The 23,013-nt window shown below is 34.2% G+C and carries 18 protein-coding genes; 9 read left to right on the forward strand and 9 right to left on the reverse strand.

Annotation, left to right across the window (positions count from 1 at the left end; all coding sequences use genetic code 11):
- The first annotated feature begins 328 nt into the window (after window positions 1-328).
- The 4 genes from XJ32_RS10100 (at window position 329) to XJ32_RS10115 (ending at window position 4,588) form a co-directional block, all read left to right on the forward strand.
- Window positions 329-1,432, forward strand: a complete 1,104-nt coding sequence (locus tag XJ32_RS10100) for an MraY family glycosyltransferase (RefSeq protein WP_077389503.1) — start codon at window positions 329-331, stop codon at window positions 1,430-1,432.
- A gap of 139 nt (window positions 1,433-1,571) precedes the next feature.
- Complete coding sequence (groES, locus tag XJ32_RS10105; RefSeq protein WP_004086675.1) at window positions 1,572-1,841, forward strand: co-chaperone GroES; 270 nt, start codon at window positions 1,572-1,574, stop codon at window positions 1,839-1,841.
- A gap of 18 nt (window positions 1,842-1,859) precedes the next feature.
- Window positions 1,860-3,503, forward strand: a complete 1,644-nt coding sequence (gene groL / locus XJ32_RS10110; RefSeq protein ID WP_077389507.1) for a chaperonin GroEL — start codon at window positions 1,860-1,862, stop codon at window positions 3,501-3,503.
- A 485-nt stretch (window positions 3,504-3,988) separates the two neighbouring features.
- Entirely contained in the window at window positions 3,989-4,588 is a 600-nt protein-coding gene (locus XJ32_RS10115) for a hypothetical protein (protein ID WP_077389511.1), read from the forward strand.
- Between the two features lie 290 nt (window positions 4,589-4,878).
- On the opposite strand, the gene XJ32_RS10120 is transcribed toward XJ32_RS10115, so the two are convergent.
- Complete coding sequence (locus XJ32_RS10120; RefSeq protein ID WP_496349855.1) at window positions 4,879-6,570, reverse strand: methyl-accepting chemotaxis protein; 1,692 nt, start codon at window positions 6,568-6,570, stop codon at window positions 4,879-4,881.
- Window positions 6,571-6,707: 137 nt separating this feature from the next.
- Window positions 6,708-6,851 (reverse strand): hypothetical protein, encoded by a 144-nt coding sequence (locus XJ32_RS13010; protein ID WP_254422362.1) that lies wholly within the window; start codon window positions 6,849-6,851, stop codon window positions 6,708-6,710.
- Window positions 6,852-7,379: 528 nt separating this feature from the next.
- Here XJ32_RS13010 and XJ32_RS10125 point away from each other — a divergent pair.
- The gene (locus tag XJ32_RS10125; RefSeq protein WP_077389514.1) at window positions 7,380-8,645 is read left to right on the forward strand and encodes a hypothetical protein; all 1,266 of its coding nucleotides are present in this window, start codon (window positions 7,380-7,382) and stop codon (window positions 8,643-8,645) included.
- A gap of 267 nt (window positions 8,646-8,912) precedes the next feature.
- Here XJ32_RS10125 and XJ32_RS10130 read toward each other — a convergent pair whose 3' ends face one another.
- Both XJ32_RS10130 and XJ32_RS10135 read right to left on the reverse strand, forming a co-directional pair.
- The gene (locus XJ32_RS10130; RefSeq protein ID WP_077389517.1) at window positions 8,913-10,331 is read right to left on the reverse strand and encodes a mannose-1-phosphate guanylyltransferase/mannose-6-phosphate isomerase; all 1,419 of its coding nucleotides are present in this window, start codon (window positions 10,329-10,331) and stop codon (window positions 8,913-8,915) included.
- Between the two features lie 101 nt (window positions 10,332-10,432).
- Window positions 10,433-14,236, reverse strand: coding sequence for a midas domain-containing protein (locus XJ32_RS10135; protein WP_174566023.1), 3,804 nt, complete (start codon window positions 14,234-14,236; stop codon window positions 10,433-10,435).
- A gap of 97 nt (window positions 14,237-14,333) precedes the next feature.
- On the opposite strand from XJ32_RS10135, the gene XJ32_RS10140 reads away from it, so the two are divergent.
- Window positions 14,334-14,927, forward strand: a complete 594-nt coding sequence (locus XJ32_RS10140) for a phospholipase D-like domain-containing protein (protein ID WP_254422363.1) — start codon at window positions 14,334-14,336, stop codon at window positions 14,925-14,927.
- A 101-nt stretch (window positions 14,928-15,028) separates the two neighbouring features.
- Here XJ32_RS10140 and tsaE read toward each other — a convergent pair whose 3' ends face one another.
- The 3 genes from tsaE to XJ32_RS10155 all read right to left on the reverse strand — a co-directional run bounded on the left by tsaE (window position 15,029) and on the right by XJ32_RS10155 (window position 19,002).
- Complete coding sequence (tsaE, locus tag XJ32_RS10145) at window positions 15,029-15,466, reverse strand: tRNA (adenosine(37)-N6)-threonylcarbamoyltransferase complex ATPase subunit type 1 TsaE (RefSeq protein WP_077389519.1); 438 nt, start codon at window positions 15,464-15,466, stop codon at window positions 15,029-15,031.
- A 395-nt stretch (window positions 15,467-15,861) separates the two neighbouring features.
- A complete protein-coding gene (locus tag XJ32_RS12065; protein ID WP_155761514.1) occupies window positions 15,862-16,017 on the reverse strand; it encodes a hypothetical protein in 156 nt (51 codons plus the stop codon).
- 75 nt (window positions 16,018-16,092) lie between these two features.
- Complete coding sequence (locus tag XJ32_RS10155) at window positions 16,093-19,002, reverse strand: DNA polymerase III subunit gamma/tau (protein WP_254422364.1); 2,910 nt, start codon at window positions 19,000-19,002, stop codon at window positions 16,093-16,095.
- 150 nt (window positions 19,003-19,152) lie between these two features.
- Here XJ32_RS10155 and dapF point away from each other — a divergent pair, with 150 nt between their 5' ends.
- Window positions 19,153-19,935: a diaminopimelate epimerase gene (gene dapF / locus XJ32_RS10160; protein ID WP_020995706.1), complete on the forward strand. Its 783-nt coding sequence runs from the start codon at window positions 19,153-19,155 to the stop codon at window positions 19,933-19,935.
- A gap of 21 nt (window positions 19,936-19,956) precedes the next feature.
- Window positions 19,957-20,643 carry a hypothetical protein gene (locus XJ32_RS10165; RefSeq protein WP_077389523.1) on the forward strand — a complete coding sequence of 229 codons (687 nt, stop codon included), beginning with the start codon at window positions 19,957-19,959 and terminating at the stop codon, window positions 20,641-20,643.
- Window positions 20,644-21,085: 442 nt separating this feature from the next.
- On the opposite strand, the gene XJ32_RS12345 is transcribed toward XJ32_RS10165, so the two are convergent.
- Both XJ32_RS12345 and XJ32_RS10170 read right to left on the reverse strand, forming a co-directional pair.
- Window positions 21,086-21,256, reverse strand: a complete 171-nt coding sequence (locus XJ32_RS12345) for a hypothetical protein (protein WP_167620000.1) — start codon at window positions 21,254-21,256, stop codon at window positions 21,086-21,088.
- A gap of 204 nt (window positions 21,257-21,460) precedes the next feature.
- Window positions 21,461-22,009 (reverse strand): LPP20 family lipoprotein, encoded by a 549-nt coding sequence (locus XJ32_RS10170; RefSeq protein ID WP_005218510.1) that lies wholly within the window; start codon window positions 22,007-22,009, stop codon window positions 21,461-21,463.
- Window positions 22,010-22,108: 99 nt separating this feature from the next.
- Between XJ32_RS10170 and purU the strand changes: the two genes are divergently transcribed.
- Complete coding sequence (gene purU / locus XJ32_RS10175) at window positions 22,109-22,942, forward strand: formyltetrahydrofolate deformylase (protein WP_077389525.1); 834 nt, start codon at window positions 22,109-22,111, stop codon at window positions 22,940-22,942.
- The last annotated feature ends 71 nt before the right edge of the window (window positions 22,943-23,013 follow it).

Raw genomic sequence — 23,013 nt, forward strand, 5'->3', positions numbered from 1 at the left:
TTTAAAGTTCTAATGATTATCGCAATTCAGCTTGAAGTATATAATCATACTAATTTTGAATATCTACTTTCGTGCGGAATCTAGAATCTATTAATGCCATATCTTTTGAAATAAGGCAAAATATCTTTCATGGATCTATAATTAGATGTTTTGCAACTTCAACATGAGAATCCTAGAATATCTATGTGTTTAAATGGGATTGAAAGATTTATAGTTATTCTTTATAATTCTTGCTAGCATAAATCTTTAACTAGCCTAGCTTTTAATATACCTATAAGATTTGTTATATTTATCCCTACATATATAAAGACATATTTGGAGTAAGTTTATGGAGTTTTCTACGCTTTTATATTTTGCAAATCTTGGGATATTTTGCGGTTGTATCACTATGGGTATTTCATACATTCTCGCACAAACCATGAATGTTATGCAGGATAAACCCGATATAAAAAGCTTTAAACTTCACGCAAAAACTACGCCGCTTTGTGGTGGCATTAGCATTTTTGTTGCTTATGTAGTTGTAGTTTTGGGTGGGATTGAAATACCTTTTAATTCTCATGGCAATCATATATCAAGCACAAATGTTGGCGATTTTTACGAATATGCTGGACTTCATTTTTATATTGCATGTTCTATTGTGCTTTGCAGTGGCATTATAAAAGACATTTATGGCAAAATGATTCTATGGCTCGTGTTTTGCATACAAATATGTGGATTCTGTGTGCTTCATTTACTCTTTTATTCACTAGATATGAATCACGATTATAGTTTAATTTTTCTATTGCTGCCATGTTATATAGCACTTTTTTTGACTACAAATGGCATGAATACAATAGATGGCATACATGGCAATGCGGCATTATATAGCATGATTGTATTGTGTGCTTTATGTTATATTGCGTATCAAACACAGAGTAATTTTATTGGTTTTGCTGCGAGCGTATTGCTTGGAATCTTATTTGTTTTTTTGCTTTTTAACTATCCATTTGGCAAGATGTTTTTAGGTGATAGTGGAGCATTTTTGCTTGGATTTTGCATTGGGGCATTACTGCTTTTATGTGTGCTATATTATGGAATCAATATGTGGTACTGCATGGCTTTAATGCTTTATCCTATATGCTCTATACTATCAAGTGTATTTGCAAGTCTCATTATGCAGTTGTGTTCTACTAGAAAACAAAATATAGCTATATTAGTTGATATCGTGTGGCAACGACATGATTTACATTTACACCATATATTACAAAGATATGTTGGAAACGCAGCGGCACTTATCATTAACACTTTTTTTGCATGTTTTGTTATTGTTGTAACATATTATTATACGGATACTCTTATGATTTTACTTGCTAGTGCTTGTTTTTGCCTATTTTATGTGCTTTGCTTTGCTATTTTATGGAGAAAGAGTGCTAATTTATACAATAAAGCTTAATAATATTTAGTATAATACACTAAATATTATTTAATATATCACTATAAAATCTTGACTTATTAACCAAAAAATGAGTATGATTCTATCACTTAAAATTTTTAAGTGCTAATTATGAACTTTTTGTATAAGGAGAATGACAATGGCTTTTAAACCACTAGGAAAAAGAGTATTGGTTGAAAGAATTGAAGAGGAAAAAAAGACAGCTTCTGGACTTATAATTCCTGATAATGCGACTGAAAAACCAAGTATTGGTGTTATCAAAGAAGTAAGCAAAGAAGTTGAGAAAGATGGTGAAGTCAAAAAGGGCGATAAAGTCCTATTTGGCAAATATAAGGGCAATGAGGTTAAAATCGATAATAAAGATTTTATCGTATTAGAATCTGAAGACATTCTTGGCGTTTTAAAATAATAGAAATAAGGAGCAACTATGGCAAAAGATATTAAATTTAGCGATGAAGCAAGAAATAAAATCTATGAAGGTGTAAGTGCATTAAGCAACGCAGTAAAAGTTACAATGGGTCCAAAAGGGCGCAATGTTCTGATTCAAAAAAGCTATGGTGCGCCTACAATCACAAAAGATGGTGTAAGTGTGGCAAAAGAAATTGAGCTTAAAGACACACTTGCAAATATGGGAGCACAGCTTGTAAAAGAAGTGGCAAGTAAAACTGCTGATGCAGCAGGTGATGGCACTACAACAGCGACCGTTTTAGCACATAGCATTTTTAAAGAAGGTTTAAGAAATATTACAGCTGGGGCTAATCCTGTTGAAGTAAAAAGAGGTATGGATAAAGCTAGTGAAGCAATCATTCATGAGCTTAAAAAAATTAGCAAAAAAGTTGGCGGCAAACAGGAAATTACGCAAGTAGCAACAATCTCTGCAAACTCTGATGAAAACATAGGTAAGCTTATCGCCGATGCTATGGAGAAAGTCGGCAAAGATGGCGTTATAACCGTTGAAGAAGCAAAAGGTATTAATGATGAATTAAGCGTAGTTGAAGGTATGCAGTTTGATAGAGGATATCTAAGCCCTTATTTTGTTACAAATGCGGATAAAATGAGTGCAGAACTTGAGAATCCATATATCCTAATCACTGATAAAAAAATCACTTCAATGAAAGATATTCTGCCTATCTTAGAAGCTACAATGAAAAGTGGTCGCCCTTTACTCATTATCGCAGAGGATTTAGAGGGTGAAGCCCTAACTACGCTTGTAGTCAATAAACTTCGCGGTGTGTTAAATGTAGCCGCTGTAAAGGCCCCGGGCTTTGGTGATAGAAGAAAAGAAATGCTAAGAGATATTGCTATCCTTACAGGTGGCGATGTGATTAGCGAGGAAGTAGGACTTATGCTTGAAAGCATTGACATGAGTCATTTAGGACAAGCAGCAAGAATCGTGCTTGATAAAGACAATACAACAATCGTTGATGGCAAAGGCAAGAAAAAAGCAGTAGAAGAAAGAGTAGCACAAATCCGCACTCAAATAGAATCTACAACAAGCGATTATGACAAAGAGAAATTGCAAGAAAGACTTGCAAAACTCTCTGGCGGTGTAGCAGTTATCAAAGTTGGTGCGCCAAGCGAAGTAGAGATGAAAGAGAAAAAAGATAGAGTGGATGACGCACTATCTGCAACAAAAGCTGCGGTTGAAGAAGGCATTGTTGCTGGTGGTGGTGTAGCTCTTATTCATGCGGCTAAGAAAGTGAATTTAAAACTTAGCGGTGATGAAGCTATTGGCTATGATATTATCAAACGCGCTATTAAAGCACCTCTAGCACAAATTGCTACAAATGCAGGTTTTGATGCTGGCGTAATAGTCAATAAAGTGCAGGAAGTAGAGGGTAGTGGCGGTATCTATGGCTTTGATGCAAGCAAAGGCGTATATGTAGATAGCATGTTTAAAGAAGGTATTATCGACCCATTGAAAGTTACTCGTGTAGCGCTTCAAAATGCGGTTTCTATCTCTAGCCTACTTTTAACAACAGAAGCAGCTATCACTGATATTAAAGAAGACAAACCAGCCCCAGCTATGCCTGATATGGGCGGAATGGGTGGTATGGGCGGCATGATGTAATAAAGCCCTTTATTTACTCAAATACTCTTTATTTAAAGGCTATATAGAACAAACTATATAGCTTGAATAAGAGTTTAAACAACAAGCTACAAATAAATTTTGTTTAAACAATTAAATACACTTGCAAACGATTAACACGCACCCTCATAAATCATGCAAACAAAACTTTAGAATCTATATTTTTTATAACTGCGGTATTGAAGCAAATATGCCTTTTAATATGATTGATTTCTATTTTTATGAAATATAAACTTGCAGAATAACAACATCATTATAAAACCCTTTATAGCTGAAATCTTATGTTAAAATGCCGTTGTTTTAGAATCCTAATATAGTAATTATCATAACTAAGCCTTTAGGCGAGTATCTAAAAATTTAGAATCCAAAAAAGATTTTTCGCTTGAATTTCAAAATGACAAGAATCTTAATATAATAAACTTTGCTTACGAACACCTTGTAAGCAAATCGTTTTTAAGGGGTAAAAAATGAGACTATTAAGAATCTTTATATTTAGCATTATGATATGTGGGAGCTTAAAGGCTGGAGTTGGCTGTATGATAGGAGATTTTAGATGTTTAATAGGAAATATGTTGCAAATAGCTTCATTTCATTATGGCTTTAGCACAGATTTAAACAAGATAGATTCAAATAAAGTAGCAAAAGATAGATTTGGTGGAATCATTGGTGCAAGTGTAGGGTGGAATTTCTTTGTAAATGATGAATTTGGTTTAAAGCCTTCTGTATCCATTCCTTTTACTGATTATGAAATAGGATTTGGTGTAAGGCTTAAATATCTTTATATGGACACTTATGCTCCCACTCACTCTGTGGGCGGAGTGCTATATATCCACCCAGAAGGGCTTACAGGCATAGGCTCAATTATAATTGGTGCTGGAGCAAATTTTAGCCAGACGCATAATCTCAAAGCAAATGGAGCATATATTGAAGTAGGCTTAGGCTTATTAAAAATAAGTCCACTTTTAGTCAATACCGATATTACCTATCGTGCAAATATCTATGGCAAGTCTAATGATTTAGTTTTAGGGACAATCCATAGCTTAAACTTTGTTTGGACTTTTCTCTAAGGTTTATTGGCTATGAAGTCTTAACATTTTCGCATTATAGAATCTTGCATTTTTTATGTTTAGCATAGCAAAATATTTTAGCTTCGGACTCTAAAATATTTTTTTTGCCCAATGCTTACATGAGTAAATCTAGGCTCTGCACTTGCAATAATAAATAGAAATTATCTAACCTATATCATTTTTTAAGTGAAAACGAAAGAATCACAAGCATACTGCAATAATACCATTGCTTAATGATACCAAATCTTTCATATAGTTTTCCTGCAAAAGATCACACACAACAAAACATTTTAAAAACTCTTTTTATTCACATCTTCTAGAATCTCTGTTGCAAGATTTGCGACATTATGGCTAATCTCTTGTGCTTCGTTGCTGACTTGAAGATTATCTTTTGTGAGAATCTCAAGCTGTGAAACTTGTTCGTTAATCTGATTCATACCGCAAGATTGCTCTTCAATAGAGTTTGTCATATCGTGTATTGATTGTGTGAGAACATTGGCATTAGATTCTATCTCACTAAGTGATTTTTGCGTTCTCTCTGCTAACTTTCTCACCTCATCGGCTACGACTGCAAAGCCTCTGCCATGCTCTCCAGCCCTTGCTGCTTCAATCGCTGCGTTTAATGCAAGTAAGTTTGTTTGCTCAGCAATTTCTTTAATCACAACAACGATATTTTTAATATCTTCACTTTGACTTATCACTTCATCACTACGCGCACTAACACTTGCCATAGAGCTTGTAATCTCTTCAATAGCACTTGCAGTTTGATGCAATGCACTTGCTTGATTCTGTGTGCTTTCTTGCAATCGTATCACTGAAGTATTCAATAAATCGCTTTGCGTATTTAGCGTATTTGCTAATTTTTGAGAAGTTTGTAACATTTTTGAGATATTTAGAATAAGCATATTGACACTAACTTCCATGCCGATAGGATCTATGATTTGATTTTTGAAATTACCCTCATTTGCTTCCTTAAATACACTGAGAATGCGTGATAAATCCATAGTGATCGTCTCGCATAACGCCGCACTCATTTCATTTATAGAATTACGCAAGGAAATCATATTAGGATTTTTAGAATCTATTATAAGCTGTTTGCCAAACTTACCTTCTTTAACCTCCTGTATTACTTCATGAAAACCATCTTGCAATAATTTCTCTTGCTTATGTAATTTTGTAATAAATTCCACATTTTCATTTATTTCGCTTGACATTTGACCAAACTCATCATTACTTTTTATATGTGTCGGCGTGTAGGTTTGAATCTTATATTGCAGATACTCAAAAAACTGCCTTAAATTCTTCCTTATAATATCCAAAGGACTTAATATATAACGGATAATAAAAGTCATAATAGCTAATGCGATTATGATAAAGCCTAGCGACCACAATAATGTATCAATAGCTATGTTTTTCAGTGCTTCATCATAGTCTTTTGTCGAGTTGGTGATACAAGTATTCCAGCCTATTTGAGTTTTACCACATGCTGCTAATCTTTCTTCATTGTCTAAAAGAGAGATGTAGCGAAATGGGCTTATCCCATGCTTTGCAATCCCTTCTTTCAATGTCGCAACAAAAGGTTTCCCAGAATCATCCATAATATATTTTCCGGGTGTAACATAAAATAGATCTTCAAATATTAATGTGCGTCCTGTCGGCGATGTCTTAAGAGACTGCACATCTTTAGAAAATTGGGATAGATATAAATCCCCTACAATCTCTGCTACAATCTTACCATTTACTCGTATAGGTGCAAAAAATGTAATAGCCAATTCCCCTGTTACAAAATCCACATACGGCGTAGAAACTCCAGCTTTTCCTAGAGATAGCGCATTTTTAAACCAATCTCTAGTATTTGCATCATATTTGCCACCATCACTCCCCATGAGAATCTTAGGAAAGCTATATTGCTCATCTTTTCTACTCATAATCGCTTCACCATCACTCACATAAGCGATATAAAATGCATCAAAGCTAGACATTCTCGCGGTTTTATTTAAAAAATCATAGATTTCATCGCGATTTAAAAACTTTGGATTCTGCTCTAGCGTTGTGGCAACACTCGCTAATTTATCGCTTTTTTCTTGTATATAGTCATCTATGTAGAGTAAAACTGCTTTTAATAGAATTTCTTTTTGCGTATTGGAGGTTTCATAAAATTTGCTTTTGAATCAAGCCATTTATACACCCCAAATATACCAAGTATAGCAATAAGCATAGCTATTGTTGATAATTGCAATTTTTGTGTAACGCTTAACTTCATATATAATCCTTCTATGGTTTGTAATTATGAAAACATTGTAACAAAAAAATCAAAAACAAAGCAATATAAAATTAAATATAAATGTTGGCTTAAATCAATAAAAAGCAACCAAGTAGCTATCAAACAATATATTCTATTGTATTGGAATTATGGTATGTAGCAGAGAATAATGTTAATCCCAATGTAATGTTGCGGTAATTTTAAAAATTAATACGGCGGTGTATTTTATGCATTAAGATTCCCAACAGATATTTGAAAACATGCCTTAAGGATCAGCTCTAGCACCGAAGATTCTAGAGATGTGCAGTTTAGATTCTAAACATTATACCCCCCCCCCCCCTACAACCATATAGCCCATCTATTTGACTTATAAACTAATTTCTATGCAAACCATTGCATTAAAACTCAATCTCATAAGATTTTAGATAATACAGCATTTAATATTCTAGGGTGTTTTTTTAGTAAAGCAACTCTTTAGAATCTATGCTACTATTATAAAAGTTTTTTATATAATTTAAAGAGGCTAATATGCAAAAGATTATAGTTTTTCTATGTTTGTTAAGTGCGTTTTTATTTGCAAAGGAGCTTGATGTAAATCGCATAAAGCAAGGGGATTTTACAGAGCTAAAAGCCTATCTCACACAGCTAAAATCCATATCTAAGCAAAGGGATTTAAACTTTAATGAGTATAGAACACTCACTAGATTTGCCCTTGTAGATGGGATAGATGGCGTGTATAATGGCGGGAGTAATAGGGAGTTTGAGAGTGTTTATTTCTCTAAACTTTCCCCATTTCTTGCTAAAGAATTTGGGGATTTGTTTGCAGAATACGGCATTCCTTTAGGCAATGACATTGAGGAGATGAAGCCTGAATATTACTTGTATAATGAGTTAGCATTCTGGTTTAATGATTCTAAGCAGATTTTTACCAAAAAGGCTTATGAATCTTTTCTCTTTTTTAAGCATAATGCCGCATTTGCCACAAAAATAGACGAAGAAGGGCAAGAGATAAGAAATTGTGCCTATGGTGATGCAGGTGGTGGTGAGTGTGCTTTTACTTTCAAAAAGCCTATAAAGGCAAAAGGCACACTCACTCTTAATGCTGACTTTTCTTTGCCATCTAATGAAGTGAGTGCGTGTGATAATCCCGCATATTTTAGCACTTTTAAGACGCAAGATTCTAGGCTAGAGTTTATCAATGGTGGGCATATTGTTTTAGATGAGCGCAAATATTATGACAAGTTTGCCCCGCTTGTTCCAAAGTGGTATAGAGATGGGCTTGGTGGGAGTGTGAGCTATGAAGTGGAAGTAGAGATTGCAGGTGTTATGCCTTGGGTTTTTTCAGCGTGTGCGGCTGGGAAAGATATAACCATCACAAATATCAAAGTGGGAAAAAAGCTACAAGATAACCCAAATGATAGAAAAACCTATGCTAAAAAAATAGATAAAGAATTTAATATGTATAGGCTTACTATTAATAGCACAGATAAGTATGTGAATCTGCGTGAAAAGCCAAATGGTAAGATTCTAGAGCAAATCCCTACCGCTAAAAGTGATGCAATTTTACTGCTTAATCTCAATATGTCGCTATGGGAAATTAAAGGCGTGAGTGAGTGGCAAAGGCAGCTTGGCTTTGAAAGGGCTGAATTTAGTGGTTATAAAGAAGTTATGGGACAAGAATGGATAAAGGTGCTTTACTTCCCACCAAGCCTTTCGCCAAAGACACAAACAATCACGGAAGCAAAGATAGGCTATATCCATAAATCACAGCTTATTGTGAGTGATTTGCCTTGATTAAAGAAGTTTTGCAATGTATGCTTAAACCTTACTATTATTAAGAAACTACATAAAAAAGATTCTAACAGCATGGATTAACATGCAATAGATCTCGGAAACTTGTAGCAAAATAAGGTATTGGTAGCTAATGCTTGTAACATAGAGATTAGTATGCATTTTACGAACCTACTTTTCTTATCACATGCACTAAAAAATAGTAGATATCTACACAAAAATGCGAAATATGCTTATACATCACAACTAGTTTTTATAAAACTACCACACCTAGCAGTCATCCCTTGCATAATCATCACTAAGTCTTACAATATCATCTTCGCCTAAATATTCTCCCACTTGCACTTCTATCATAACAAGATCAATTGTCCCCGGGTTTGTTAGCCTGTGTGCGTGTCCCATAGGGATATATGTGGATTGATTTGGTGATAGAAAGATTTCTTTATCTTCAATTTGGACTAATGCACTCCCACTTACAACAATCCAGTGTTCATTCCTGTGATAGTGCTTTTGCAAACTTAGTCTATGCTTTGGTTTTACCACAATGCTTTTTAACTTGTATGTAGGACTTTCTTGAAGCACAGTGTAACTACCCCATGGTCTAAAAGCTTTATTGTGTATCTCAACTAATGGACTTTTTATAGAATCTAGCTTAGCTACAATCTTTTTTACATCTTGCGTATAGCCTTTTTTCGCTACTAAAAGCGCATCTTGCGTATCGATGATAACGCAATCATCTATCCCCAATGTTGCTACCATTTTATTAGATATAATGAGATTATTGCAAGAATGAAGGGCAATGCTTTGCTCATTCATCGCATTATTATTAGAATCTTTTGGTAACTCTTCACATAAAGACTCAAAACTTCCAACATCATTCCATGTAAAACGACTTGGAATCATATAAAGTTTATCAGTCTTTTCCATCAAAGCATAATCAATGCTTTCATCGAGTAAATCCTCACTTAGTTTCCTATCAAGCCGCACAAATTCGCCCTTTTTATCGCGTAAAGAAGATTCTAATAAAATACTACAACATTCATAAATCTCTTTTGCATGACCCTTCATCTCATCTAAAAGTGTTTTTGCTTGATAGCAAAACATGCCACTATTCCAGTAATACCCACCTTTTTCTAGGTAGATTTTTGCTTGTTTTTCATCTGGTTTTTCATGAAATGCTATAACTTTATAAGCCTCTTTTGTCTCGTCATTTTCAACTTGAATGTAGCCATATCCTGTGTGTGGTCTATCTGGGGTAATGCCAAATGTTACAATATTACCCTTTTCTGCAAACTGACATGCCATATCTACACAAGCCTTATACGCATTATCATCATGGATAATATGATCACTTGGAAGTGTTAGGATAATCTCATTTGGATTTTGTTTTGCCACAAGCATTGCCCCTAGTGTCAGGGCTGCTGCGGTATTTTTACTCAAGGTTTCTAGGATAAACATATCTATGTCTATATTGAGCGATTTTGCTATATCAAGGGCTAGAAAATAATGCTTATCATTTGTGATAACCTGCCAACTATCATTTACGCTTAAAAGCTTAGCATTTCTCTCTAGCGTCATCTTAAAAAGGGAATCTTCGCCAATTAGTTTTGCAAATTGCTTTGGCATAAGCTTCCTTGAAAGGGGCCAAAGACGCGTCCCACTACCACCACATAAGATTGAAATAACCATATTTTTCCTTTTTCTAGATTATCGCTTTATTATTCTAGAATCTAGCTTAGAGTGTTTAGCAAACACCAAGCAATATTACATATCTTATAGACTCACAACCTCTATTTATCCTTACCAAAATGAATGCTAAAGTTGATTTCAGAACCATCAAGAATTTCATGTAATTTTTCTTTTGGTGTATTTTTGAAAAAATCGATAAGAGAATTCGCATCAAGCTCTTTTACATTGTCTTTATTGATAGTATCTGTTGTGCTGAGAGTGTCTAGCGGTGCTTCATTATTTAATGGCATTGTATCATCTAGTTGCGTTTCATTAAGACTAGATTTTATTTCTTGTGTATCTGTTATGCTAGATTCTGTGTTAATGGCTGGTGTATCCTGTGTTTCATCAAGCTTATTTTGATTGAGTTGATTTGGATTGATATCATTTGGATCAATACGCACAATATCTAAATCTGTAATCTCGCCTAGTGCTTCTGCTAACTCTGTTTCTGTGAGATTTTCAAGTGCTTCTTCATTGGAAGGTAGGGCGACATAGAGTGTATCGGGGTTAGTTTCTAGAGACTTTGTTGAGTTATTATTAGAAGCAATATCGCTGGATTCTAAAGTATCAGTTGAATTTTTGGAATCTAGCTCTGCCAACATATCATCAAGCACATTAGAATCTGTGTCTATGCCATCTTGTGTATGCAATAAGTCTTCATGGGTTGAGTCTTTTTGCAAATCTAGCTCACTAGAATCACTATCGTTTAAAAAATCTGTGAGTAAGTCATCTGTATTATCTAAATCCATGCTGTCTTTATTCTCTGGATCTAGCAATTCATCTTTTATATCATCTGCTTGAGATAAATCTGTATTATCATTTAAAGCCACTTCATCATTTAAGGCTTCTAAGGCTTCATTCACTTCTGCCAAAGTGTCTTCTTGTAATACTTGTGGTTTGCTATCTGGATTCTGTGTGCCTAGCTCTTCATCGATATTAAGCATTGCTTCTAAATCCATATCTATTTGGTTAGAATCTGGTGCTTTTGTGTCATCTATTTCTATGCTTAAATCTTTGTCTAAATCCCCATTTAAATCATCTAATGTATTAGATTCTAAATCTGGGGTGCTAATTGGAGAATCATTGGAATCTAGCCCATCTAATAAATCACTATCTAGCTGTTGCATATCATTTATTTCTACTTCTTTACTCTCTTGTGATTGCAAATTGAGATCATCATCTAATTGCAATAAAGAGTTAATATCATCTTCTTTATTTTCGGTATCTAGTGATTGAGATTCCATGTCGTCCGTTATGTCCATAGAATCTAAATCAAGTGAGTCAAGCAATAGTTCATCAGCTTCTTTAGATTCTAGATTTTTAGATGTTTCGCTTTGCTCAACATGACAATCATTAGAATCCATATTTTCACTATCTTGTGTTTTAGATTCTAGCAACTCACTAGAATCATCAATAAGAGATTCTAAACTCTCATTTTGCGCTAGATTGTCTGTGTTTGCTGTTTCAGAATCAGAATCTAAAAGAGATTCTAAACTTTCATCATCTTTGGCTTTGTTGTCTAAATCTATATCTAAAAGATTAGAATTAAGACTAGATTCTATACTACCATCTGTGTTTTCAGTCTCATTTGCAGTTTCATTTATTTGCAAGTCTAAATCATCAAGACTCATATTCTCTGCTTCTTTAGAATCTTTACTTTCTTCTGCATTTATTGCACTATCAAATGCGTCATCAAGGGCTTCTGTGAGATCATCAAACGCATCATCTAGAGTGTTTGCATTTGCATTCTTACTTTGGTCTTCTTGCATGTTGAGTGTATCTTCAATGCTTTCTTCTGTCTTTGCTGGTGTTAAATCTGTGTCTATATTGAGATCACCTATTAAATCATTTGGTAATTCATCGCTTACGCTAGATTTACTAGATATAGAATCATCTGTTTCTAAAGCATTTAATAAATCACTATCTAGCTGTTGCATATCGTTTGTTTCTACTTCTTTGCTCTCTTGTGATTGCAAATTGAGTTCATCATCTAATTGCAATAAAGAGTTAATATCATCTTCTTTATTTTCGGTATCTAGTGATTTAGATTCCATGTCGTGCGTTATGTCCATAGAATCTAAATCAAGTGAGTCAAGTAATAGTTCATCAGCTTCTTTGGTTTCTAAACTCTCATCTTGTGCCAGATTGTCTATTTCTTTAGGATTAGAATCTAGACTAGATTCTGTGCTGTTATCTGTGTTTGTAGTTTCATCTATTTGCAAGTCTAAATCATCAGGTTGTATATTCTCTGTTTCTTTAGAATCTAAATCTTTTGTTTGTGTTGTAGAATCTATGTTTTCTAAATCTTGTAAATTAGAATCATGCTCTATTTTAGAATCGTTTGTTTTATCGCTAGATTCTCCACTTAATATCATATTATCAAAAGCACTATTTAGGGCAGCACTCAATTCATCAAAGGCATCATCGAGTGTATTTGTGGTTGTGGTGTCTTGTGTGGCTTGTTTGCTTAGCGTCTCATCAAGTCCGCTTAAATCAATGGAATCTATATCATGTTCTACACTTGGTTTGGGTGTTGATTTAGGGGCTTGTGTATCTAAATCCATATCCATTAGCCCCATATCATCTAACTCTTTTTTATCTATTGTTGTAAGATTATCTGTGCTTTTTTCTGCGGTATTAGCCCCAGATTCTATACTATCATCTTTTTCTTGCGTTGTATCGCTTTGCAAGGCTAAAGATTCTAAATCAATATTGTCTAAATCACTACTTGCTGATTCTGTGTCTGCGTCCGCTTCTATATCTGTTGTGCCGGAATTCTCGCTTATATTATCATCACTTACATTTTTTAAACTCTCATCATCTAATATATCATCTAAACTTTCATTTTCTAAGGATTGTGTATCTGCTGTATCATCTGCATTATTTTCTTGCTCTTTTGCCTTAAGCTCTTCTTCCTCTTTTTTTGCCTGCATGAATTTCTTAGGGCTAGGCTGCAATAAATCCCTTTCATCATCGCTTAAAAACAAATCATCTTCATCATCGCCAAGACTATCTGCTGCTTCTTTTGCTTCCTCTTCTATCTGTGCTGGGATACCTAAACTAGCAGCCTTTAGGGCTGAAGAATCTACAATAGAATCAAGATCAAAGTTTGCTAAATCAAGTGGATTATCACTGCTTGGTTTCAAATCGCTTAAATCGCTATCAAATATTGAGCCAACTCTGTGTTCTGGCTCTTCTTCACTCTCTTTAATAGAATCTTCTTTGTTGGCAGTATCGCTTTCTTCTTCTGTGTTTTCATCATCTGTAGAATCTGCAACTTCTTCTTCACTCGTTACTTCACCAGCGGCTTGAAGATCTGAAAAATCAAGTGAATCTGGATTAAAATCAAGCATAGAATCTGTATCTTCACCCGCAATCTCTTCCGCTTCTGCTTGAAGTTTTGCTGTGTCTATATTTATGCCATCTGGCGGAGTGATTTCTGCTGATTTTAAGTCCATATCAATTTCATTAATGGACTTTACATTATCATATTCTTCTAGCCCATCATTTGATATTTCATCATCTGCTTCTTTTATCTCGCCCTCTTTTGGTATGCAGTCATTGAGTATTTCTAAAATATCTGTGGGGAGAAAGGGTTTTTGTATCGCAATATTAAATTCATGTTTTTTAATCTGTGTTTTACGCGCAAAAAGTAAGCAGACTTTCACTTGGTCTTGCAGGGCGGTTAGTCGCTCAAGATTTTTGCCTACATTCTCATCATCTACAATGATACATATATAATCTTTTGGTCTAAAATCATTAGCAATGCGTGCTACATTTTCAACCTCAAGGTTTAGCTTTTTACTTGCCATGCCAACAAGCTTTTTAATAACTGGATTCTGATTGATGAGTAAGACTTTCATATACGCTCTCTTGAAAATTAATGATGATTATGACAAAAACTGATAAATTTAGCATTATAATACAAAATTGTTTTATTTTTATATAGTAAGGATTTAAATGCAAGAAAATACACACTTTTTACCGACAAGAAACATGGGATTCAATAAAATGAAGAAAAAGGTTGTAATAGTATGCTTAAGTGTAATGTGTGCTTTTATGCCATTATCAGCGATGGAGAAAATCTATCTCATGCCCTACGAACAACAAGAGGCATTGGGCGAATTGCTTAGAGTGATTAAACAAGCAAATAAAAGCATTGATATTGCCATTTATAGTTTTACAAATAGAGAGATAGCAAAAGCCCTGCGTGATGCAAGTAGTAAGGGTGTAAAAATAAATATTATCTATGATATGGGGCAAAAAAGTGTCAATAATAGCACCATTGGCTACCTTGAGAAATTTGCAAATATCCATACTTGTTTGCTAGAAGGAAACCCCGCAAAAAATGGCAAATATAAAGGCATTATGCACCATAAAATGATTATTATCGATGGGGCTTTAGTGGGATTTGGTAGTGCAAACTGGAGTAAAAATGCATTTGAAAACAACTATGAATCATTATATTTTACAGATTCTAAAGAGATTATCCAAAAATCACAAGGTTATTATAATAAAATGCTTAAAGCCTGCACACCATTTATGAGTTATTAATATTTTATTTCTTAGTGTTGCTTGGTGGAGATTTTATTGTGTAGAATCTAACTTATAGAATCTATGTTTGTTTGTAAGCATTTATTTATAGCTTCTAAATTTCATATCAAAAAGTTATAGTCTCTTGTGTTGGTGTTATCAGTAGGGAGTATCTCTAAGAGTATGCAAGAAAAGCCCATATTTTGTAGTTGTAGATATAGGGTTTCACTGCCCCATTCTATGAAATGTAAGCCTTTATTTGCTAAAGATTCATAAAGTCTCATCATGGCGTATTCATCATTTTTCAAATATAAATCATAGTGAAATATTTCGTTATTATACTCATGCAAAAAGGCAAAGGTAGGGGAGCTACTTAAAATGCCCTTGTGTTTGCAATACTCATGCACGAGATGACTTTTCCCCATACCAACTTCCCCTTTTAAAAGGATAATGTTTATAGGCTTTTTAGTGTAGCTGTTTTCTTTTTGTAATAACTTGATAAAATCTATAATTGTGCTTAGATTATCCTTTGTATTTGTGCTGTGAAAAATGCTTTGCATGTTGTTCCTATTTAAAGATTTTTTTAATTTAAAGCGACAATATTATCGGCAATACAAACCAAAACCTTATTGTGAATATACCTTTTTAATCACTACCCAAAGTGGCTATTTGATGACAAAAAATGCTACCACAACCACCAACAACAAAACAGGGATAAAAAGTATTTGCATTAAAGTTTCCATTCATATCCTCCAAATTTGTGATTATTGTATCTTTCCATTTACTAAGCAACCTATCAAGGCAACGAGCAATAAGGAGCAGAGAATCTCAACTATATTTTTTCTATATTTTTTGATAAAAAGAATAGTTTTGACATATAGCATAGGGGCAATATATTTCATTATTAATATGACAATAATGCAACTACAAAGCAGTATCGCAATATTCGTAAAAGTTATAGGTGAGATAAAATAAAAACTAAGATTCCAAATATCGTATAAACAATCTTTTTTAAGACTCCCATATCTTTATCATCTGGGACAAATAATCCTATCCACCAAAATATTACAAAGCCTAGAAATAGCAAAATAAGAATAAAAAATATCGACATTAAGAATTCCATAATTCTATCTCCATATTGCTTGGTTGGTATAATGCGTTTTAAACTGCATTGCCCTTGCATTACTTATTGCAGTGTCGTTGATACAGGCAATGATATGACTTTCATATCTTTTATGCCGAGTTCATTTTGCATACTTTTTAGCATATCGCTATTTTGTGCGATAAACTGCATGGCTGGGTCTGTGCTCATTGCTTGATTATTATTTGTTTCTGTGTTTAGATTCTGTGGTTCTGCTTGTTGTGTATGGGTGGGATTATTATCTGTTATTTCGTTTAGATTCTGTTTAGTTTGTGGTTTGTTATGTGTTATTTGAGTGGCTCTTGTGGTTGTGCTTTGCATAAGTTGTGCTAAATCTTGTGGGCTTTGCTTTGCAACCTGCATTTTTATAGAATCTCCATAGACTTCTTTCATAACCTGCATAATGCCGCTATATGCTTGTCTCAATGTGCCTGTCTCTTCCTCTGTGGTGTAAAAGATAAGATGCAATATATTATTTGTGAGTTTGTCAAATGCGATTTTATTCTCAAAAAGACTGCCTATATTATAATCCCTTTCATATAGCTTTGTTATAAGTGCTGTAAAAAGTGGGTCATTTTTTGTAAGGCTAAAGGGTTGTTTATGTGCTTCTTGTTGTGTGTTTGTAGAATCTATTTGGCTTTGCTGTGTGGGGTTAGATTCTAGCGAGCTATTAGCATCTTGCTTAGATTCTGTTTGAATGTTAGAATCTTGTGCGGTGTTAAGATGTGTTATAGAATCGTTATTGCTAGATTCTGTTGTGAAATTAGGATTTACACTCATTTGTGTTTGTGGCATGGAATCTTTATTTATAGAATCTTTTATTAACTCTGCTTGTGTGTTGTTTTCTTGTATTGTATTTATAGTTTCATTTTGTGGGGTTTTTATATTAGTTTCCATTGTGCTGGGGTCTATTTGCTGATTAATATAGGCTTTGCTAGTTTCTGTTAAGCTATTAGAATCTATTGATAGATTAGAATTATTTAAAGTATTAGAATGCACTAGGTTATGAGTATTTAAAGAGAGATTAGAATCTTTATTGCTAGATTCTTGTGTATTGGTTTTAGATTCTATAAAAGCATTAAAATCTTGTGTTAGATTCTGTGTGTTTTGTTGAATTTGTGTAGTTTGTAGATTCTGTGTTGTTTGATGAGATACTTCGGTTTGGGTTGTATTTTTAGTTATAGAATCTGTTATGGAATCTTTAGATTCTCTCGCTTCTATAGGTTGTGTAGAATCCAAAGAAGTAGAATTTGGGGAATTAGAATTTACATGACTTATAGAATCTTTGGAGTTTGTAGGAATTGTCGCATTTATAGAATCTATGGAATTTTTAATAGAATCATTAGACTGCATAAGATTTATGGAATCTTGTGCGGTATTAATATGTGTTATAGAATCTTTATTGCTAGATTCTATTGTGAGATTAGAAGTTACACTTGTTTGTGTTTGTGGTAAGGAATCTTTATTTATATAATCTTTAGTGTTTGTAGGATTTATAGAATCTTTAATGGGATTTATAGAATCCACCTGCATAGCATTCTTAGATTCCATACTATTTTGTGTGGCTGTATAGTCATTTGATAATTGCGTGATTTGTGCGTTTTGAGCTGGGGTTTGCATACTTTCTAGCTGTTTTAGTGCGTTTGCTACCTCTCGTATTTTCTGGGCTTCAAGCATTTTTAGAATGGTTAATAACAGACAAAAATCACTATCGCAATCAAGCTGCAACATAGCCTTAGAATCATTAATAATATTTGCATAACGCATGCCTAAAACGGGTGGTATTTGTGGTATCTCTTCTAGCATTTTATTCTTAATATAAAGGCTTAACTCATCTAATATCATCTCAATCTCATAGCCCTCCAGCGATTTAGCAAACTTTATACACTCCTGCATATCCTTTCTTAAAAGGGCTTGAAAAAGCGTGTCAAAGGCACTTGGGTCTAGTGCGCCTAGCATATCTGCTAACTTCTGCGTATTAAGGCTATTTTGACAAAAGACAATGGCTTGGTCTAGCAAGGTTAGGGTATCTCTAAGGCTTCCATGTCCATTTCGTATCAGCATATCTAGGCTTGCTTCATCGCTACTTACATTTTCTTTTTGCAGGATATGTGCTAGGTGATTTTTTAATGCTGTTGTTGGAATCTTTTTAAAGCGAAAATGTTGTGTGCGGCTTAGTATCGTCGCTGGGACTTTTAGCGGATCTGTGGTCGCTAGGATAAATTTCACATAGTTTGGTGGCTCTTCTAGCGTTTTTAAAAGTGAGTTAAACGCCTCTTTTGTTAGCATATGGACTTCATCTATGATAAAGATTTTAAATCGTCCCATTGTAGGCTTGTATTTGGTCTGCTCGATTAAATCTCTCATATCATCAATCTTTCTATTACTTGCACCATCAAGCTCTGTAATGTCTAAATGAGCGCCTTTTAATGCGGCGATACAATTCGCACAAGTCCCGCAAGGACTAGAGGTAATGCCCCTTTCACACTGCAGGGATCTCGCTAAGATTCTAGCTGATGAGGTCTTACCACTCCCTCTTAAGCCGCTAAATAGATACGCATTAGCGATTTTCTTACTATCTAGGGCTAGACACAATGTCCTTGCGACACTTTCCTGCCCTACGAGCTCAGCAAAGGTTTTTGGTCTGTATTTTAGGGCAAGGGCTATTGCCTCTGTGCTTTCAGTCTGTGCTACATTGCTTTGTGCTAGAATCTCGTTTTTGGAATCTTTTGGCTGTGGGATTAATATATGATTTTGTGTGGTGGTTTGGTTGGTCTGTGTTTTTTGCTGCATTATAGGCTGTGTTTGGGGTGAATGCGTGTTATTTTGTGTCATTGAGAAAATATCAAGTGGCTTTGTAAATACAAGTTTATGGTCAATGGGATTTGGTGAGACTCTGTTTATATCCCATGGTGGCATATTTTCATCAGTTGTATGTGTAGTTGTATTATCCATTAAAATCCCCTATTTATTCTACAAGTTAAAGAGTGAAATTATAACAAAATAGCTTAATGTTGCGATAAAGCCTTACACTTTATTACAAAAGTTAAGGATTTTGGGTATAATAGGCGGGTTTCTTGTGGTTTGTGGCTTAAAGGATTGGATATGATTATAAGCAAATATTGTGCGAGTGGTAATGACTTTTTGATATTTCATAGCTTTTTAGAGCAGAATCGTGCGAAAATGGCAGTGGAGCTTTGCAATAGATTCTATGGTATTGGGGCTGATGGCATGGTTGTAGTTTTGCCTTATGAGAGTAAAGATTCTAATATCGCATATAAATGGGAGTTTTACAATGCTGATGGCAGTTTTGCTGGTATGTGTGGAAATGCAAGTAGAGCTGTAAGCCTATATGCTTTTCATAATAAACTTGCTACGCAAAATCATAGTTTTCTAAGTGGAGCGGGGATCATAGATACAAGTATTAAAGAAATTATAGATTCAAAACATGCGTATGTGCAAAGCAATCTTGGCGAATATGTCCTGCAAGGCAATATCGTTGAGAATAAAAAGGGGAGTGTCTATGAGTTTGAGCATATTATCATGCGTATCCCGCATTTAGTGTATTTTGCTACTTCTATGAAAGAGTTTAATTTGCTTAGCAATGACTTAGAGTTTCTCTCACATTTAAGACATAAGTATGATGCAAATGTAAATATTGCTATAAGAGAGAATGATAAAATCTATTATGTAACCTTTGAAAGGGGGGTAGAAAATATTACACAAGCCTGTGGCACAGGTGCATGTGCGGTATATGTCAGCCTAAGAGATTTTAGCAAAACCTATACGCTTATACCACCAAGCAAAGAGAAACTGCAAGTATCTTATAATAACGGCTTAATCTATTTCTCTGGACTTGTAACAAAAGTGTGTGATTGTGTTTTGTAATTTGTGTCAAAGGAATTATTAATGAAAGAGAATGTAGATAGTAAAGATACTAGTGTTTTTGCTGATATTTATGAAGACAAGCGAGTGTTTAATGTAGATTCTAAAACAGCATGTTTTATTAAGCAAGGCGGTATGTCGAAAGTAGATTCTAATCTTTGTCATATTGAGCGTAGCGAAATGTCTAGTGTAGAGTCTATGTTACATTTAAATAAACATAAAGCTTTATCCACAAAGCTATGGAATCTAGACTTTAAAATAGATTCTAAACAGAATCTTTTGCTTGATCCTACACATAAAATTATTGTAGAAAATACCCACAAAAAATCCCTTAATTTTTACAATAAAAAAAGTAAAATATCTAAGAAACTAAACTCAACCTATTCACATATAAATATAGATTTTAAAGCAACACTATCTCTACACTATCTCTATAAATCCATATATAGAATCTTATCTATATTTTTATTTAGCCTTATATGTAGCATATATACAGCAAATGCCAACACAATCGCAGATAATAAAACCCACACAAACCCCACACAAAATAAAACAACACAATCACAAAAAGTGCAAATAAAAGGCGATACCCTAGTCATACAAGATGCCTCATGCCAATCGGGCAATAAATCGCTACTCAAATCATTACAAACAAAAGATTCCAAAAACACAACGACATTACAAGAATGCGATGATATAAATCATAAATAGTTATGTCATATTAATATAAAGTCTCTCATAGTAACCAAGACTGAGTGAAATGTTACTAAAAAGCGGGGTTAAAGATTTGGGGTTTTGAGTATGTATATGGAGTGAATATTGTATTGCTTGCATGATTATTGATTTTTATATCCACAACTTGGATAGACAATGTTGTTTTAGTGCCAAATATAACAATAGGCAATCTAATTATAGAATTGGTTGTTATGTATCAATAACGGCTAAAATCTAAATTTCATTTTTTGCACTCCATGCCCTACACACATCCAAGTAAGATAGATTTTAAAACTTAAATCTCACCTACACAATTCTTAGCTTATTAAAAAGTCTTTATATACGACTTTACTTATACACTACGCGTGGTGGCTTATAGCTAAGTTTAAATAAGGCGCGTTTGATTTGTATATATGTGCGATAGAATGGCCTTAAGATTCTATAATGCGGGTATTGCCCCCCCCCCCCCCATAGTAATATTTTCGGTAACATTTATACTCTCACCCTTATCATATTGAGTATTATTTGCTGCATTTTTTACAATGCTATAACATAAAGGGGCAAGATATTTAATATAATTGTCATTAGCACAAAAAACTACATGATACATATAAAATCTCCGTTTCTTAAAATAATGCAGTATGATAACAAATTATGCGTTGAGAATTGCATAAAGATGTATCAAAAAAAAAAATATGTCAAACCTACAAGTAGGAATTTCAAAAAACTTGCAAGTAGATTCCATGACACTCAACCAGCCAGTATAAATCCATACCAGCGGATATAAAGATACAAAAGACGAGATTGTATAAAACTACTCCAACAATTCTTGCACTGTTTCAGAAAGCTTTCTTGCTTGGTCTGCATCAACATTTAGAACTTGTCCAACACCTTTTAGCGTTTGCTCAAACATCTTTTCATCCATTTTTACAAGGACATATAGCATAGGTGGTGTTGCTTGTTTATCAGTCCATTTTTCAGCTATTTCTGTTTTCTTCAGATCGGCTTCTACCTTTTGTCTTGCTACTTGCTGACTATTGGCTGATATTTTCATACCATCATTTTGCTCCAAACTTTCAATTGCTTGTTGAATCTTTGCACTAACTTGTTGTGCAATTTCAGCACGCGCTTGCATTGCTGCTTGATTGACCGCATAGTTTAGATTCCCATCTAAAATTTTTGCAGATCCAATTCCCACTACTACTGATCCAGCCTTTTCCTTTGCAGCCGACATACTATTCACCCATGCAGGTTCATTACTATTTGAAGTAACTTGCCCTTGTTTATCGCCACCACAAGCCACCAAAAAAGCAGCCAAAGCCAAAGCACATAATCCTTTACTAGTAACTGATACTATTTTCATATATCTCTCCTTAAAAAAATTAGGCTTTATTTTACAACAAAAATGATAAAATAGCGACTTTATTTTACACAAATTTAATTTTAAGGATTCTAAAGAGTTATGAAACAGCACACATTGCTTATAAAATGCCAAGATACTAAAGGTTTAGTATTTAAAATCAGTTCGATTCTTTTACTCCATCAGCTAAACATAGAACAAAACAATGAATTTGTAGATAAGATACACAACACTTTTTTTATGCGGACAGAGATTAGCGGTGAGCTAGATTCCAAAATGCTTCTTGCTGAAGTGTGTGCGGCATTACCTAGTGATGCAGAAGTGAGACTTTCCACACAGGATAAGAAGTCGATAGTGATTTTTGCGACAAAAGAGAATCATTGCTTAGGTGATTTACTCATACGGCATAATAGCGGTGATTTAGACGCAAATATTTTAGCAGTTATTAGCAATCATGCGAGTTTAGAAAATCTTGTAGAAAAGTTTGAAATTCCATACTATCATATAGAATCGGAGGGTATCTCAAGGCAAGAGCATGAGAAAAAGGTTATTGAGCTTTGCAGGACTTTAAATCCAGATTTTTTAATACTAGCAAAATATATGCGTATTTTATCGCCTAGTTTTGTAGAGAGCTTTCCAAATCAAATTATTAACATTCATCATTCATTTTTGCCCGCATTTATCGGTGCAAATCCCTACAAACAAGCCTATGAACGCGGTGTAAAAATCATAGGTGCAACCGCCCATTTTGTAAATAATCAACTTGATGAAGGACCTATAATCTCGCAAGATACCATACAAATTGACCACAGCTACACATGGCAAGACATGCAAAAAGCAGGACGAGATGTAGAAAAGGTGGTTTTAGCCCGTGCGTTAAAATTAGCTCTTGAAGATAGAATCTTTTTGCATAACAACCGCACGATTATTTTTTAATGTAAAATTTGGGCGTAGATTTCTCTAAATGCTACTGAATTCTTGTAAGAGATTAAAGTATATCCCAAACA

It is taken from the genome of Helicobacter bilis (assembly GCF_001999985.1).
In the GTDB taxonomy this organism is placed as follows: Bacteria; Campylobacterota; Campylobacteria; order Campylobacterales; family Helicobacteraceae; genus Helicobacter_A; species Helicobacter_A rappini.

Coding starts and splice junctions, on each gene's coding strand:
- XJ32_RS10100 (WP_077389503.1), top strand. CDS start 329: ATGGAGTTTTCTACGCTTTTATATTTTGCAAATCTTGGGATATTTTGC.
- XJ32_RS10130 (WP_077389517.1), bottom strand. CDS start 10,331: ATGGTTATTTCAATCTTATGTGGTGGTAGTGGGACGCGTCTTTGGCCC.
- XJ32_RS13010 (WP_254422362.1), bottom strand. CDS start 6,851: ATGAAGTTAAGCGTTACACAAAAATTGCAATTATCAACAATAGCTATG.
- XJ32_RS12065 (WP_155761514.1), bottom strand. CDS start 16,017: ATGTCGATATTTTTTATTCTTATTTTGCTATTTCTAGGCTTTGTAATA.
- dapF (WP_020995706.1), top strand. CDS start 19,153: ATGATTATAAGCAAATATTGTGCGAGTGGTAATGACTTTTTGATATTT.
- groL (WP_077389507.1), top strand. CDS start 1,860: ATGGCAAAAGATATTAAATTTAGCGATGAAGCAAGAAATAAAATCTAT.
- tsaE (WP_077389519.1), bottom strand. CDS start 15,466: ATGCAAAGCATTTTTCACAGCACAAATACAAAGGATAATCTAAGCACA.
- purU (WP_077389525.1), top strand. CDS start 22,109: ATGAAACAGCACACATTGCTTATAAAATGCCAAGATACTAAAGGTTTA.
- XJ32_RS10120 (WP_496349855.1), bottom strand. CDS start 6,570: ATGTCTAGCTTTGATGCATTTTATATCGCTTATGTGAGTGATGGTGAA.
- XJ32_RS10165 (WP_077389523.1), top strand. CDS start 19,957: ATGAAAGAGAATGTAGATAGTAAAGATACTAGTGTTTTTGCTGATATT.
- XJ32_RS10155 (WP_254422364.1), bottom strand. CDS start 19,002: ATGGATAATACAACTACACATACAACTGATGAAAATATGCCACCATGG.
- XJ32_RS10140 (WP_254422363.1), top strand. CDS start 14,334: ATGCAAGAAAATACACACTTTTTACCGACAAGAAACATGGGATTCAAT.
- XJ32_RS10115 (WP_077389511.1), top strand. CDS start 3,989: ATGAGACTATTAAGAATCTTTATATTTAGCATTATGATATGTGGGAGC.
- XJ32_RS10135 (WP_174566023.1), bottom strand. CDS start 14,236: ATGAAAGTCTTACTCATCAATCAGAATCCAGTTATTAAAAAGCTTGTT.
- XJ32_RS12345 (WP_167620000.1), bottom strand. CDS start 21,256: ATGTATCATGTAGTTTTTTGTGCTAATGACAATTATATTAAATATCTT.
- groES (WP_004086675.1), top strand. CDS start 1,572: ATGGCTTTTAAACCACTAGGAAAAAGAGTATTGGTTGAAAGAATTGAA.
- XJ32_RS10170 (WP_005218510.1), bottom strand. CDS start 22,009: ATGAAAATAGTATCAGTTACTAGTAAAGGATTATGTGCTTTGGCTTTG.
- XJ32_RS10125 (WP_077389514.1), top strand. CDS start 7,380: ATGCAAAAGATTATAGTTTTTCTATGTTTGTTAAGTGCGTTTTTATTT.